A 14,011-nucleotide genomic window follows, 5' to 3' on the forward strand; every position below is an offset into this window, starting at 1 on the left:
TTGGAACCCATGGAATTCAGATACCTCGGGAACAGCGGCTTCAAGATTTCAGAAATCACGTTTGGCAACTGGCTGACCCATGGCTCCCAAGTGGAGAACGATGTCGCCACCCAGTGCGTCCGGGCCGCGCTCGACGCCGGTATCAGCACCTTCGACACGGCCGACGTGTACGCCAACACAGCGGCGGAGACGGTCCTCGGAGCAGCCTTGAAGGACGAGCGCCGCGAGTCGCTGGAAATTTTCACGAAGGTCTTCGGCCCCACCGGGCCCAAGGGCCACAACGATCTCGGCCTGTCCCGCAAGCACATCATGGAATCCATCAACGGCTCCCTCACCCGGCTGCAGACCGACTACGTGGACCTCTACCAGGCACACCGCTACGACTACGAGACGCCGCTGGAAGAGACCATGCAGGCCTTCGCGGACATCGTGCGGCAGGGCAAGGCCCTGTATATCGGGGTCAGCGAGTGGACGGCCAACCAGATCCGCGACGGCCATGCCCTCGCCAAGGAACTGGGCTTCCAGCTGATCTCCAACCAGCCTCAGTACTCCATGCTGTGGCGGGTGATCGAGGCCGAGGTGATTCCGGCGTCGGAAGAACTGGGCCTATCCCAGATTGTCTGGTCCCCGATTGCCCAGGGCGTGCTGAGCGGCAAGTACCACCCCGGCAAGCCTGCCCCTGAGGGCAGCCGCGCCACGGACTCCAAGGGCGGTTCACGGATGATCGAGCGTTGGATGTCCAACGAGGTCCTCACCGGCGTCCAGCAGCTCAAGCCGATCGCGGAGGAGGCCGGGCTGACCATGGCGCAGCTCAGCATCGCCTGGGTGCTGCAGAACAAGAACGTGGCCTCCGCGATCATGGGCGCGTCCCGGCCGGAGCAGATCGAGATAAACGTCGCGGCAGCCGGCGTGAAGCTGGACGCGGTGATCATGGACAAGATCGACGCCGTCATCGGCTCACTGGCCGAACGCGACCCCGCGCAGACCAAGTCGCCCGCCTCCCGCGAGGCCTAGGCCATGACCAACGCTCCCGAGCTTGCTGTCACCGGGTCCACCGGCCAGCTGGGCGCCCTGGTGGCCAGGCTGCTGGCCCAGGCCGGCAGCGAGCAACGGCTCCTGGTGCGGGACGCCGCCCGGGCACCTGAGCTCGAAGGCGCCGTCCCCTTCGTCACCACCTACGCCGAGCCGGAGCAGGCGAAGACGGCGCTTTCCGGGGCGAAAACGTTGTTCATGGTCTCCGCAGCCGAGGCCGAGGACCGGCTGCAGCAGCACTACGCCTTCGTCGATGCCGCGGCCGCAGCGGGCGTCCAGCACATCGTGTACACCTCGTTCTTCGGCGCGGCGCTGGACTCCACGTTCACGCTGGGCCGGGACCACTTCGCGACGGAGGAGCGCATCAAGGCCTCCGGCATGGACTACACGTTCCTGCGGGACAACTTCTACCTGGACTTCCTGCCGCTGCTGGCCGGCGAGGACGGCGTGATCCGCGGCCCCGCCGGAGACGGCGTCATGGCTGCCGTGGCGCGGTCAGACATTGCCGGCTCGGCCGTCACCGTACTGCGGGACCCGTCCCTGCATGTGGGACGGACCTATGACCTGACCGGCCCGGAAGACATCTCGCTGGCCCGCGCCGCCGAACTCCTGACCGCCGGAACCGGCCGGGCCATCACCTTCCACAACGAGACCCTGGCGGAGGCCTACGGGTCCCGTGCCTCGTACGGCGCCCCGCCATGGCAGGTGGACGCCTGGGTGAGCACCTACACGGCCATCGCCGCCGGCGAACTCGCCGGTCCGACGTCGGCAGTGCATGAGCTGACGGGCCGGGAACCGCTGAGCCTGGCGCAGTTCCTGGCCGAGGCGCACACGCTGTAGCCCCTTGACCGGAAGAGACGGGACCGGAAGGGACGGGACCGGCGCGTCCCGGTGTTGACGGTTTCCGGGCTGCGGCGTAGACCTGAGACCAGGTGATACCTACTAAAACCGGCGGGTCCTTCACAGGAGCGGGACCGGGCCGGTCCGGAAAGAATCGCGGCATGCCATGCCAAAGCAAATGTCCAGACACTCTTCTGTCCTGAAGAGTCCGCGCCGGCAGGCCGGACAACCCCGGGCGCATCCCGGCGAACCGAGCCACGGCCCGCTGACGGCGGAGGAACTCCAGCTCGCCGTGCGGAACCATTCCATGCCGCTCGAGGCCCTGCGGAGCGACACCACACCGCCCGGACTGCACTACGTGCTCACGCACTTCGACATCCCGTTCATCGACGCAGATCACTGGCATCTGTGGATCGGCGGCGCCGTGCAGCGGTCCTTCGAACTGAGCCTGCGGGCCTTGCTCCGGGCACCGAGCATCACCCTCCCGGTCACCCTGGAGTGCGCCGGCAACGGCCGGTCCCTCCTGCGGCCCCGCCCACTGAGCCAGCCGTGGGTACTCGAGGGCGTGGGGACCGCCGTGTGGACCGGTGTCCCGCTCGCCTACCTGCTGACGCGGGCCGGAGTGGAGGACGACGCCGTGGAGGTGCTCTTCACCGGGGCCGACGCCGGCAGCCAGGGCGGCGTCGCCCAGCAGTACGCGCGCAGCCTGCCGATCGAGGAGGCCTTGCGCCCCGACGTCGTGCTCGCCTACCGGATGAACGGCGCAGACCTGCCGCCTCAGCACGGCTATCCGCTCCGGCTTGTGGTGCCCGGCTGGTACGGCATGGCGAGCGTGAAGTGGCTGACCTCGATCAAGGTTCTGACCAAGCCTTATGACGGTTTCCAGCAGGCAGTGGCGTACCGCTACCAGCATGACGCCGAGGATCCCGGAACCCCGGTCACCTGGATCAAGGTCCGCTCGCTCATGATGCCCCCGGGTGTCCCGGATTTCTTCACCCGGAGCCGGATCCTGCCCCCGGGACCGGTGATGCTCACCGGCCGGGCCTGGTCCGGGCAAGGCGCCGTGCAGCGCGTCGACGTCGGAATCGACGGAAAGTGGGCAGCGGCCCATCTGGAGCACCCTGCAGCGCCGTTCGCGTGGTGTGCGTGGTCGATGCCGTGGGTGGCCGATCCGGGCGAACACGAGCTCTCCTGCCGTGCCACGGATGCCAGCGGCGCGGTCCAGCCGCTGGAACCGGAATGGAACTACCAGGGCATGGGCAACAACGTGGTGCAGCGGATCAAGGTCAGCGTGGCATAGCGCCCCCATCCGGGGCGCGGGGACTTAGCGGCCGCGCCGCAGGTGCTCCGCATTCAGTTCATCGAGCTGGGAATCCGTGAGCTCGTCAAAGCCGCGGGCCTCGCGTTTGTCGCTGCGGGAGAAGCGGATGAACATCAGGATGATCAGGGGCAAGTCGACAATTTCGCAGATGAACCACAGGACGTCCCCCGCCAGCTGCTGGTCACGCAGGGCGTTGGGGAACCAGCCCATCGCAGACGGCGTCGTTGCCACGTGATCCAGCACCTGGCCGTTGAGGCGCAGCAGGATCCCGGGCACGGCATCGACCAGCAGCTCGATGAAGACAAACACGAACTCCACGATGAAGAACGCGCTGGAGCGGCGGAAGTCCGCGTCCTCGATGATCGGCAGGGCCATCATCATGCCAAGCAGCGGGACCCCGACCGTCAGGAGCGCCTCGGTCCAAGCGGCTGTGCGGAGGGTGTAGAAGGCCGGAGTCAGGAAGGTGGCGAAGAGGGCAAGGCCCAGGAGCGGGGCGGCCATGGAGTTGCCGGCAAACCGCACCGCGCTGTGCGCGAGCGCCCTGTTCAGCCGGCCGACGCCGCGCGGCGGCAGGGCCGCACGGGCGAGGGAGATGGGTTTTCCCAGGCCGATCAGCAGCGGCACCACGAAGAGCAACAGGGAAATCTTGAGCGTGAAGGCCCACCGGAGCTGCGCGCTGTAGACGCCAGGGAACCCGCACGTCAGCACTGTCAGGGACCCAAGGCCCAGAACATAGAACGCCAGCGTCCGCCACCCGGGATGGCGGTGCCCGCGCGCCGCCGCGGCCCTCAGGCCCAGCGCGTACAGCAGCGCCGAGCCGCCGATCAGGGCGGCGGCGGCCCAGTCGATCTGCCAGGCGGTGAGGACTACATCAAGGGGCGGCACGGGCTCATGATAGATACCATTTCTTGGAAGACGCCGGGCCCGTGCCTGGCCGGGCGGCCCGGGGCAGGCCTCAGCATCCCTCGTAGCCGGTGAGCACCTTGACCTTGTCCGCCGAGGCGGACGACGGATCGAAGGCGTCAGTAGTCCACGATCGCGCCGGCGGAGATGTTGACGGTCGCGTCCGTGATGGCCGCCGCCTTGTCCGAGACGATGAAGGAGGCCACGTTACCGACGTCCGTCAGCGTGGCCGTCCGGTTCAAATGCGCGGCCCTGGCAATCTCCACTACGATCTCTTCGCGGCCCTCGGCCTGCCACGGGATGGTTTCGATAATGCCGCCGGTGACCATGGTGACCACCCTGATGCCGTGTTTTCCCAGTTCCAGGGCCCATTGCCGGCGCAGTCCTTCCATCGCGTCGAGCGCCACCTTGAAACCGCCCAGGCCGGGGATCGTCTGGGGGCCCGAGCCGCCGAACATGAGCACGACGCCGGAGCGTTGCTTGACCATGTAGGCGGCGGCCGCGCGGGTGGTCAGGAAGTGCGTCCGCGCGGCCAGGGTGATGGGCTGGGTGAAGTCATCCACATCGATCTCCATGAGTGGCTGCTGGATGTCGCCGAATGAGATCACGTTGAAGGAGATGTCGATCCTCTTGCTCTTCTTCGCCACCCGGCTTACGAAGGCATCCACTTGCTCTTCGTCCAGGGCGTCGACGACGGCGGTTTCGGCTGTGCCGCCCGCCTCGCGAATGTCATTGGCTACTTTTTCCAGCCGCGATTCCGTCCTTCCGGCAATGTGCACTGTGGCGCCGTCGGCCGCGAAAGCCCTTGCCACCGCCCCGCCGACCGCCCCGCCGCCGCCATAGATCAGGGCGGTCTTGCCGTGAAGCACGCCGTTTTCCGGAATCCCGATGTTCACCATGGTCGCCTGCCTAGTGCCGCGGAGTACGTGAATTCCCTCAACTATGTTCTTGCGGAGGGCGGGTGGCAAGAGGACCGGGCGCAGCGCGGCATTAGCTTCTGGGCAGCCCTCCGGGTCCGGTGGCTGGTCCTCCGGGTCCGGGTGCGGGCCCGGGTCCTGGTCCGGCGGAGGGTCCGGGTCCGACCGCGGGTCCGGGGGCGGGTCCAGGCCCGACGGGCCCGACGGGTCCGGCAGCGGGTCCGGGGGCGGGCCCTCCGGTTCCGAGCGCGGGTCCGGCGTATGCAGGCACCGGCAGCTCGCCCGGATCGACCGGACCCATATCAAGGTGGAACGGCGGATATTCGTCCCGCATGAGGGCAACGTAGGCGATAACGCGGTAGATCCAGCGGTTCAGGCCAAGCAGGAGGTCGAAGAGCCCCCGCTGGTATTGGCCCGTGAACAGCAGGATCACGCCGGCGATGAGGACCAGCAGCCCCAGGAGGGAGATGCCCACACCTTGCTGCACCCACTCGCCGTCCCGGTACTCCCACGTCCTCGCGGTCCCCGTCAGCAGGCTGATAAGCAGCAGATGTGGAATGGCCAGCAGCCAGGACTTCACCAGCACCAGGCCGCGGGACAGCCGTTCGGGATAATCGACGTCGAAGTCCGCCGGGTAATCGGTGCGGGCCAGGGTGAAGGGGGGATAGACATCCGTGCCGATCGCGCTGAACGCGTAGAAGGCCACACGCCAGTTCCAGCGGATCACACCGACACTGAAATTGAACAGCGAGCGCGGGTAGCGCGCCGTGAACAGGATCGCGAACCACGCCACAATCGTGACCACTCCGAAGGCGAACCAGAGGATAAACAGGACGATGAAGTGCGGGATGGCCAGGAACCACTTCACGAGCCACATCCACCGTGACAGGTTCGGGTCGAGGTAGCCGTGGAGGCGGGCGGGGTACACATATGCGGTCGTAGCACCCGGTGCCACCGGATACGGAGTCCCCGGCGTGGCAGCGTAGGCTGCCACGGCACCCGGCGGGGCCGCACTGTTCTGCTGGCCGGGGGTGGCCCTGGGCGGGTAGGGACCCGCGGGATACGGCTGGCCGGGCTGGGCCGGCAAGTGCCCGGGAGGGACACCGCTGCCCGTCCCGCCTTGGCCCGGGCCGCCGCGGCCGAGTCCAACGGCGCCCAGCACTATCAGCGGCACGCCGATCAGCAGCATCACAAGTCCGCCGATCAGCAGGCCGATGAACACCGGCAGGAGCAGGTCTGTGCGTGCCCCTGCCTGCAGATTCACGCTCACCGGAGACGTCGCGTCGGCGTTCATGACCACCACTGCCCAGGATCCGGAGCGGAGGTCCCAGGTCAGTTCCTGTTCCCCCGGGCCTGTGGCAGTCGCGGCCCAGAAGGTCTGCTGCGCCGGATTGGACGGGACCTGGGAGCCGGCCACTTCGCGGTACCGCGCGCGGAAGGGGTTGAACCTGACGTCGACGATTTCGGTGCGCCGGACACCGGCCAGGTACGTCGCGACGTCGGCCCGCGGGGCAATTCCGATGAAGATTTCCTTGCCGGGGTCGGTGGAGGAACCGCGGAGCAGCACGCTGCCCGCAATGTCCACCGGAACGCCGTCGTCCACGCCGCCGCCGGTCATGAGGTCCAGCCGGGGGGTCGTCAGCGCGTAGGAATTGCCTGAGAAAGGCGCTGACGGCGTGATGAAGTACCTGCCGTCACGTTGTTGGTAGTTGACCCAGCCCGCAAAGCCGGCGCCCGCCAACAGTCCCAAACCGACCAGCGCGCACAGCGAGCCGATCACCAGCATGACAATCCGGCCTGCCTTCATGGCCGCCGTCCTTTCAGATGGTCCGTTTGCCACGCCCGGCCGGGCGTGGCTTCCGGAAGCTGGCGGCCCGGGCCGCTACCGCCCGAGCGGGATCACGAACGGCTTGGCTTCGTCGATCGCGCCGGCACTGCCGGCGTGGAGGACAACGAGCGCGTTCATGCCGTGATCACGACTTTGAGGGCCTTCGTCTCCGCGGCGCGGGCGAAAGTGTCGTACGCCTCCATGAACTCGTCAAAGGTGAAGTGGTGGGTGGCGAAACTGTCCGCGGGGATCTTTTGCTGTGCCACGAGCTTGAGCAGCATGGGGGTGGTGTTGGTGTTCACCAGGCCCATGCTGATGTTGATGTTCCGGATCCAGAGGTCTTCGACGTGCAGTTCCACGGCTTTGCCGTGCACGCCCACGTTGGCCACGGTGCCGCCGGGACGCACGATGTCGGTGCACATCGTGAAGGTCGCCGGGACGCCCACGGCCTCGATCGCCACGTCCACACCCTGCCCGTCGGTCAGGAGCATAAGCTGCTCCTTCCAGTCGGCATCGGATGAGAGGACCACGTCGGTGGCTCCGAATTCGCGGGATTTCTCGAGCCGGTTCGCGTCGAGGTCGACGGCGATGATCGTGGCGGCGCCGTAGAGGCCGGCGGTGGAGATCGCGGCAAGTCCCACGGGGCCCGCGCCGATGACGGCGACCGTGTCGCCGGGCTTGACCCGGCCGTACTGCACGCCGATCTCAAAGCCGGTGGGGAGGATGTCGGAGAGCATGACGGCCTGCTGGTCGCTGACTCCCTCAGGCAGGAGGTGCAGGGAGTTCTCTGCATAGGGGACGCGGACGAACTCGGCCTGCGTGCCGTCGATCAGATGTCCGAAAACCCAGCCGATGCCGGAGGTTCCTTCCTCCCCCAGACAATGGGAGTACAGGCCTGTCTTGCAGTTGGCGCAGTGCCCGCAGGACTTGATGCACGAAATGATGACGCGGTCCCCGACCTTGAGGCTGGTCACGGAGGCGCCGATCTCCGTGATGGTGCCGACCCCTTCGTGGCCCAGGATGCGGCCCTTGGTCACCGCGGGGACGTCGCCTTTGAGGATGTGCAGATCGGTCCCACAGATGGTGGTGGTGTCCACTTTGACGATCACATCGCTGGGATTCTGGATTGTGGGATCGGGGACCTCGGTCCACGATTTCTCCCCGGGACCGCCATAGACGAGGGCTTTCATACGTGCTCCTTGGTTTTGAGGATGACCAGCGGGTCCACGAGGCGCAGACGGCACGGAGTCTCCGTGCCATCGATTCCCGAATACAGCAACGAGGCGCGGGCACGCTCACGGAGTTCCTCGATCGCGGCGGCCGACACCCGGGCATGGGCGAGGTCGAGCACGAGTTCGAATCCGGGAAGCTTGCTTGTGACGCGGCGGCAAACGACGTACAGTGCCCGCACGTTGGCCACGGTCACCACACCATGCACGTCGATCCGAGCTGTTTCGGCGTCGGCGTTCAGGCGGATGAGCACCTTGAGTTTAGGGTCCCCCGAATGGTGATGGATACTCATGTGGCCGTGGTCTCCTGCCTTTTCCTGCTGAAGCCGGAAAGTGCAAACGCCATTTCCTTCCCCAATTCGCGGTGAGACCCGTGCCGTATTTACGTGAAGTGGTTTTTCGCTCGACACGTCCCCCAACTGGCCGTGCAGCAACCTCCCCACACATTCAGCTTGGGGGGCGCTCGTGGCAGAGGTAAGGGGCGAAAGTCCCGTGTGCGCCTGTTGGGTCCTGCGGCGTCGCCCGCCTAGCCTGTTCCTATGCCTGTTCCGCTCGATCCCTGCCGACCCCCGGACCTCGTGCTGGCCTCCGTGCGGCACCCCGGGGAGGAAATATGCTTCGACGTTCATGTTCGCGCCGGGGCCGTGTCGGCGATCATCCCGTCGCGCCCGGGCCCGGGCGCGCTCCCCGCTGCAACCCGGGTGGTGGATCTGGAGGGCCGCTACGTCATTCCTGGGATGTGGGATGAGCACGTTCATATGACGCAGTGGGCGCTGGCCTCCAACCGGCTTGACCTCTCCAGTGCCGGCTCGGCGCGCGAGGCGGCCGCCGTCGTCGGGGCCCATATCGCCGGGGACACTAGCACCGGGACCGGAAGCGGCGCCGGAGCTCCGGGTCCCGTCCAGACGCTGGTGGGCGTCGGTTTCCGCGATGCCATCTGGCATGACCTGCCCAGTCTGGACCTCCTGGACGGCGTGACACGCGGCCGGCCTACGGCCCTGATCAGCCACGACCTCCACTGTGTCTGGCTCAACTCCGCAGCGGCCCAACAGTACGGAATGCCGGTGGATGCGGGCGGCCTGCTCCGGGAAGAACCGGCGTTCGCCCTGACCCGGGAGCTTGGCCAGCTGCCGGACGCGGTGGTGGATCCGTGGGTGCGGCAGGCAGGTCAGGCTGCGGCCGCGCGGGGCGTGGTCGGGATTGTGGACTTCGAGATGACATGGAACCGCGACGCCTGGCTGCGGAGGATCTCCGGCGGCTTCGCTGCCCTGCGGGTTGAAGCGGGCGTCTATCCGCAGGACCTGGACCGGGCCGCGGCAGAGGGGCTGCGGACAGGTTTGGCGGTGGCCGGCAGTGGCGGGCTGCTCAGCGTGGGCCCCCTGAAAGTGCTGATCGACGGCTCGCTCAATACCCGCACAGCGTATTGCGTGGACCCGTATCCGAACGGCGGCCACGGGCTGCTGACCGTGAGCGAGGCGGAGCTGCTCGCCCTGTTGGTCCGGGGCCGGCAGGCGGGTTTTGTGCCGGCGGTCCACGCAATCGGCGACGCGGCCAACCAAGTCGCCTTGGATGCGTTTGAGGCGGCGGGCCTCGCCGGACGGGTGGAGCATGCCCAGTTTGTCCGGAGCGAGGATTTCGCCCGCTTCGGCCGGTTGGGCGTGACCGCGAGCGTCCAGCCTGCGCATGCCCTCGATGACCGGGACGCCGCCGAGGCTAACTGGCCGGGGCGCACGGACCGGTCCTTCCCGCTCCGTTCATTGCTGGCCGCCGGGGCGACTCTCGCCTTGGGCTCGGACGCTCCGGTGGCCCCCCTGGATCCGTGGATTGCCATGTCCGCTGCCACGGCGCGGGACCGGCTGGATGGCCGCGGGCCGTGGCATGCCGAGCAGGCCCTCACGCGGCAGGAGGCCCTCACGGCCTCGACCCGCGGTCGCGGCCGTCTCCGGGTCGGGGACCCCGCCGATATTGCAGTGCTCGACGCCGACCCGCTGACCGTGTCGGATGCGGATTTTGCGGCCATGCCGGTGGCCGCCACGTTAGTGGGGGGACGGTTCACGTACGGCGGCTAAGCACCTTTGACGCGCGCCTGGACTGAGTTGGCGTACGGCAGGCGGCCGTATTCTTCGATGAATGCGGCATGGTACCGGGCTTCGGCCGCGTTGAGTTGCTCAACGGGCAACTCTTTCCACGCGATGATCAGGGCCCCGGGCACGGCGAGCTGCCAGATGAGCCGCCCGTCCCAGTGGCCTGGCGGCTTGCCTTCGCCGAAGTCGACGAATTCCTGGATTTGCCGGCGCAGTCCGCGGTTGCCCTTGCTTCCGGGGCCGGCTTTGCCCACGAAGAGGACATCGGCGCCGTCCACCCATTCGGCGTCGAGAGCGTCCGCCTTGAGGGTGGGGTTCTTCTTCTTGAAGATGCCGGCGGTGCTCCTGGCCAGGAACTGGGGCCGGAAGCCCTCGGGCCGCAGTACCGCGAAGATCCCGGGCTTCTGCGGGATCCGGTTGATGTCAAGGTCCTGGAGCGGCCGGAAACCGGTGAAGCCGTCCTGTTTCAGCGACTGTGTGTTGATGGGCATGGGTTCCTTGGATCGGGGCTCGTGGCGTTTCTTTGAAGCTTACGGAAGAAGCTCACTCACTGAAGTCCGGGCTCAGCTGCGGGTGAAGGTGCCCAGCCCGGTCTGATCGTAGAAATCAAGCCTGACGCTCGGAGCCGTGCCGCCTCGGGCTGCGGCGTCCGCACCAGGGGCTGCAGCCGCGCCGGGGGCGAAGATTGCCCCGGCAAGACCGTTGGCGTTCTCGCCGATTGATTCAAAGCTGAAGGTGTCGCCGTCAAAATGAGTGAGCGGGAACTTGGTGGTCCTGCCGGCCGGGCCCAGCTCAAGGGTCAGCACGCCGTTCTCCACCGCGACGGTGAGCGGGCCGTAGTAGGAGTTCGCGTAACTGCCGATGTAGAAGTCGTTGCCCTGCGCCGGTTTGGCCTGGGCCGGCGCCTTGGAATAGTCGACTTTCGGCTTCTCCGCCTCATCGATCTTCTGGAAGACGCCCGAGGTGAATCCGATCCAGTCCACTGTCGGGGCGCCGTTCTGGGCCGTGTCCAGGAATGCGGCGCAGATGGCTTCGGGGATGCCCTGCGGCCGGCCATTGGTCAGGGCCACAATGCCCAGCTGCTCGCCGGGGAGCAGTGAGACGGCGGTCGCGGCACCAAGGTTGAAGGCTCCCGAGTGCCCGAGCATCAGCCGGGCGTGGTCGTCGTAGGAGACGTTCCAGCCCAAGCCGTAGAAGCGGGTGCGGGCGCCCGGCGTCGCCGGTGGGCCCGACACGGCGTGCGGGACATGCGTGACACCAAGCGCGTCCGGGTCGATGACCTCGCTTCCCTCAAAGCTGCCGTTGGCGAGCTGCAGGCGGATCCAGCGGGCCAGGTCGCGCACGGAGGAACTGGCCCCGCCGGCGGGTGCTTCGGCGTCGGCATCCCGGGTGTATTTGGTCACCCAGGTCTTGTTACCGGCTGGGACGTGGATCAGTGCCTTGTTCGTTGCCTTTTGGTAGTCCGCGTGGCGATAGCTCGTGGATGACATGCCCAGGGGCTTGAACAAGACTTCTTCGGCGAGGTCTGCCCAGGGTTTGTTCATGGCATCGGCGACAGCCTGCGCACCAGCCGTGTAGCCGAAGTTGCTGTAGTTGTAGCTCGACCGGAAGGAGTCCAGCGGCTGCTGGTTGAGGTGGCTGAGAATATAGGACTGGTCGAATCCGAGGTCTTCCAACAGATCGCCCGCCCCCGTACTGAGGCCGCCTTGATGTGACAACAGGTCGGCCGCCGTGGCGTTCCGCGTGACGTAGGGGTCTTTCAGGGCGAAGCCGGGGGTGTGGTTGATCACCGGTTCCGTCCAGGAGATGGCCTTGCGGCCCACGGCCACGGCCGCCACCGTGGAGGCCAAGGGTTTGGACACCGAGGCCAATTGAAAAACGGTATCCGCGTCCACTGTCTCGGGCCGGCCCGATTCCCGCACGCCGAAGCCCTTGGCGTACACCATTTGGTCTTGGTAGACCACGGCCACGGCGACTCCGGGAACACCGGTACTCTCCATCACGCCCTGGACCATCCCGTCCAGCTTTGCCAAGGCGGCGTTGACCTTCTGTTGGTCCAGGAGCGGTTTGACCTGCGGTTCCGGCGCCGGAAGCAGAGACGCCGACGGCGCACCGGAGCCGCCGGAGGCACTGCTTCCGGTACCGGCGGGGGCACTTTGGGCCGTGCAGGCGGCCAGCAGCGGCATGCCCGCTATACCCGCGGCGCCGACGCCGACGGCCTTAAGTAACGAGCGGCGGTCCGAAGGCAGCGAGCTGATACTCGTCGCGATAGATTCCCTCTGGTTCATGGACAATCCTCCGCCCGGTTCCGCCTGGGGCGCAGAGCTAACGCCCTCTCCCATGATGGACCCGTGCCCGTTTTTGAGACAGGGGCGGTGCGCTCGGGTGTGGGTCCTCGGACGCCGGGATCTCGGGGCCGCACCTCCACAACCGCCAACGAATCCCACCAATCCCGCTAACCTCGCGGCCTCCTTCTGGTTGCCCTATTAATGTCCGATCCCCGGAGGAGACTGGATTCATGGACGGCAATCAGGGGCCCGAAGTGGTTCCGGCGGGAGACGGCGACTACGGCCTCGGCCGCGCCGGGAGCAGTGACGGCGGCGTCCAGGATTTGCTCGCATTCTGCTCCCGCGTACTCCGGGACCTGCGTCAGGCCGAAGATTGCGCCGGGATGATCGAGCAATACCGACGGCTTGACGAGTTTCACTCTGCGCTCGACGCGTTGCGGACGCGTCTTCAGCTCGACGTTTTCCTGGGCAGCGTTTCGGGAGTGACGTTGGGATCTGGAAGGTCGCCGATGGCTTCCGAAGCGGTGGAACGGCTCCGGAGGGCCATAAATGTCATAGCCCGCAGGGACACTTAACTCATGGACGGCAATCAGGGGCCCGAGACGATTCCGGCAGACCCGGCACCGGCAACTGCGGGGACCGTCGCTGAACTGGCCCGGATCCTGGCCTTCCTCCCGGCCCCGGACAGCGCTGCCGCACTGATCGACGAGATCCGGGACCTGGAGGACCTGAAGTCCGCCATGGCAGCCCGGCAGGCCCGGCACGCCGTGGCCTTCGACTTGCTCCAGCGCCGCGAACAAGCCCGGCTCGGCGTGCCGGCCGAGAGGCTTGGCGCCGGTGTCGGCGCGCAGATCGCCCTGGCCCGGCACGAATCCCCCGCCAGGGGTGGCCGGCTCCTGGGCCTGGCCAAAGCCCTGATCACCGAGATGCCGCACACCCTCACCGCCCTGGAAACCGGGCAGCTGAACGAATGGCGCGCCACCCTGCTCGTACGCGAAACCGCCTGCCTGACCGCCGCCGACCGGGCCGCCGTCGACGAGGAATTGGCGCCCGACGCCGGGACGTTCGCCGGGGCCGGTGACCGGTCCATGGTCGCCGCGGCCCGCACCGCCGCGTACCGGCGTGACCCCCGCTCCGTCACCGAACGCGCCGCCCACGCCGCCAGTGAGCGGCGTGTCAGTCTCCGCCCGGCCCCCGATGCGATGACCTGCCTGACCGCGCTGCTGCCCGTGACCGCCGGCGTCGCCGTCTACAAGGCGTTGAGCGGGCACGCCGACACCCTCCGTGCCGCCGGGGACCCGAGGGGCCGCGGGCAGCTGATGGCCGATGCCCTGGTCGAACGCACCACCGGCACCCCGGGCGGGATCACCGGGGTCGAGATCCAGCTCGTCATCACCGACCGCACCCTCTTCCAGGGAGACTCCGAACCGGCCGTCCTGCCCGGCTACGGGACCGTCCCCGCCGGCTGGGCCCGCACCCTCATCAACGGCACAAGGGGTGCACACAGAGGTGAAGGCGGCCGTCCCCCCGGACCCGGCCGTCCCCCGGGATACAGTGGTCCCCCTGCAC

At 67.5% G+C, this 14,011-nt stretch carries 13 protein-coding genes; 6 read left to right on the plus strand and 7 right to left on the minus strand.

Translation table 11 applies throughout. From position 1 onward, the window contains the following. The first annotated feature begins 9 nt into the window (after positions 1-9). The 3 genes from AC1D1A_RS20755 (at position 10) to AC1D1A_RS20765 (ending at position 3,172) form a co-directional block, all read left to right on the plus strand. Entirely contained in the window at positions 10-1,014 is a 1,005-nt protein-coding gene (locus AC1D1A_RS20755; RefSeq protein ID WP_476872314.1) for an aldo/keto reductase family protein, read from the plus strand. A gap of 3 nt (positions 1,015-1,017) precedes the next feature. Then, the gene (locus AC1D1A_RS20760; protein ID WP_476948602.1) at positions 1,018-1,872 is read left to right on the plus strand and encodes an SDR family oxidoreductase; all 855 of its coding nucleotides are present in this window, start codon (positions 1,018-1,020) and stop codon (positions 1,870-1,872) included. Between the two features lie 178 nt (positions 1,873-2,050). Next, entirely contained in the window at positions 2,051-3,172 is a 1,122-nt protein-coding gene (locus AC1D1A_RS20765) for a sulfite oxidase (protein WP_230007269.1), read from the plus strand. A 24-nt stretch (positions 3,173-3,196) separates the two neighbouring features. Here the strand turns inward: AC1D1A_RS20765 and AC1D1A_RS20770 are convergent, their stop codons facing one another. From AC1D1A_RS20770 to AC1D1A_RS20790, 5 genes are all read right to left on the minus strand, one after another. Continuing rightward, on the minus strand, positions 3,197-4,078 hold the full coding sequence (locus AC1D1A_RS20770; RefSeq protein WP_476948603.1) for a cytochrome c oxidase assembly protein: 882 nt from the start codon (positions 4,076-4,078) through the stop codon (positions 3,197-3,199). A gap of 137 nt (positions 4,079-4,215) precedes the next feature. Further along, entirely contained in the window at positions 4,216-4,995 is a 780-nt protein-coding gene (locus AC1D1A_RS20775) for an SDR family NAD(P)-dependent oxidoreductase (protein WP_223915002.1), read from the minus strand. 91 nt (positions 4,996-5,086) lie between these two features. Beyond that, the gene (locus AC1D1A_RS20780; RefSeq protein WP_476948604.1) at positions 5,087-6,820 is read right to left on the minus strand and encodes a DUF4389 domain-containing protein; all 1,734 of its coding nucleotides are present in this window, start codon (positions 6,818-6,820) and stop codon (positions 5,087-5,089) included. 155 nt (positions 6,821-6,975) lie between these two features. Beyond that, positions 6,976-8,031, minus strand: coding sequence for a zinc-dependent alcohol dehydrogenase family protein (locus AC1D1A_RS20785; RefSeq protein ID WP_079555420.1), 1,056 nt, complete (start codon positions 8,029-8,031; stop codon positions 6,976-6,978). Then, positions 8,028-8,363, minus strand: a complete 336-nt coding sequence (locus tag AC1D1A_RS20790) for a hypothetical protein (protein ID WP_028276886.1) — start codon at positions 8,361-8,363, stop codon at positions 8,028-8,030. The genes AC1D1A_RS20785 and AC1D1A_RS20790 overlap by 4 nt, the downstream gene beginning before the upstream one ends. Before the next feature lie 246 nt (positions 8,364-8,609). Between AC1D1A_RS20790 and AC1D1A_RS20795 the strand changes: the two genes are divergently transcribed. Beyond that, the gene (locus tag AC1D1A_RS20795; RefSeq protein ID WP_476872310.1) at positions 8,610-10,139 is read left to right on the plus strand and encodes an amidohydrolase; all 1,530 of its coding nucleotides are present in this window, start codon (positions 8,610-8,612) and stop codon (positions 10,137-10,139) included. Here the strand turns inward: AC1D1A_RS20795 and AC1D1A_RS20800 are convergent. Next, complete coding sequence (locus AC1D1A_RS20800; RefSeq protein WP_476948605.1) at positions 10,136-10,645, minus strand: hypothetical protein; 510 nt, start codon at positions 10,643-10,645, stop codon at positions 10,136-10,138. The two genes, AC1D1A_RS20795 and AC1D1A_RS20800, sit on opposite strands and share 4 nt — an antisense overlap. Before the next feature lie 72 nt (positions 10,646-10,717). Then, a complete protein-coding gene (locus tag AC1D1A_RS20805) occupies positions 10,718-12,442 on the minus strand; it encodes a serine hydrolase (RefSeq protein WP_476948606.1) in 1,725 nt (574 codons plus the stop codon). Between the two features lie 230 nt (positions 12,443-12,672). Between AC1D1A_RS20805 and AC1D1A_RS20810 the strand changes: the two genes are divergently transcribed. Both AC1D1A_RS20810 and AC1D1A_RS20815 read left to right on the plus strand, forming a co-directional pair. Continuing rightward, the gene (locus tag AC1D1A_RS20810) at positions 12,673-13,017 is read left to right on the plus strand and encodes a hypothetical protein (protein WP_230007308.1); all 345 of its coding nucleotides are present in this window, start codon (positions 12,673-12,675) and stop codon (positions 13,015-13,017) included. 3 nt (positions 13,018-13,020) lie between these two features. Continuing rightward, a partial coding sequence (locus tag AC1D1A_RS20815; RefSeq protein ID WP_476948607.1) for a DUF222 domain-containing protein occupies positions 13,021-14,011 on the plus strand: 991 nt, incomplete at its 3' end.

Source organism: Arthrobacter sp. P1_B9 (genome assembly GCF_056406495.1).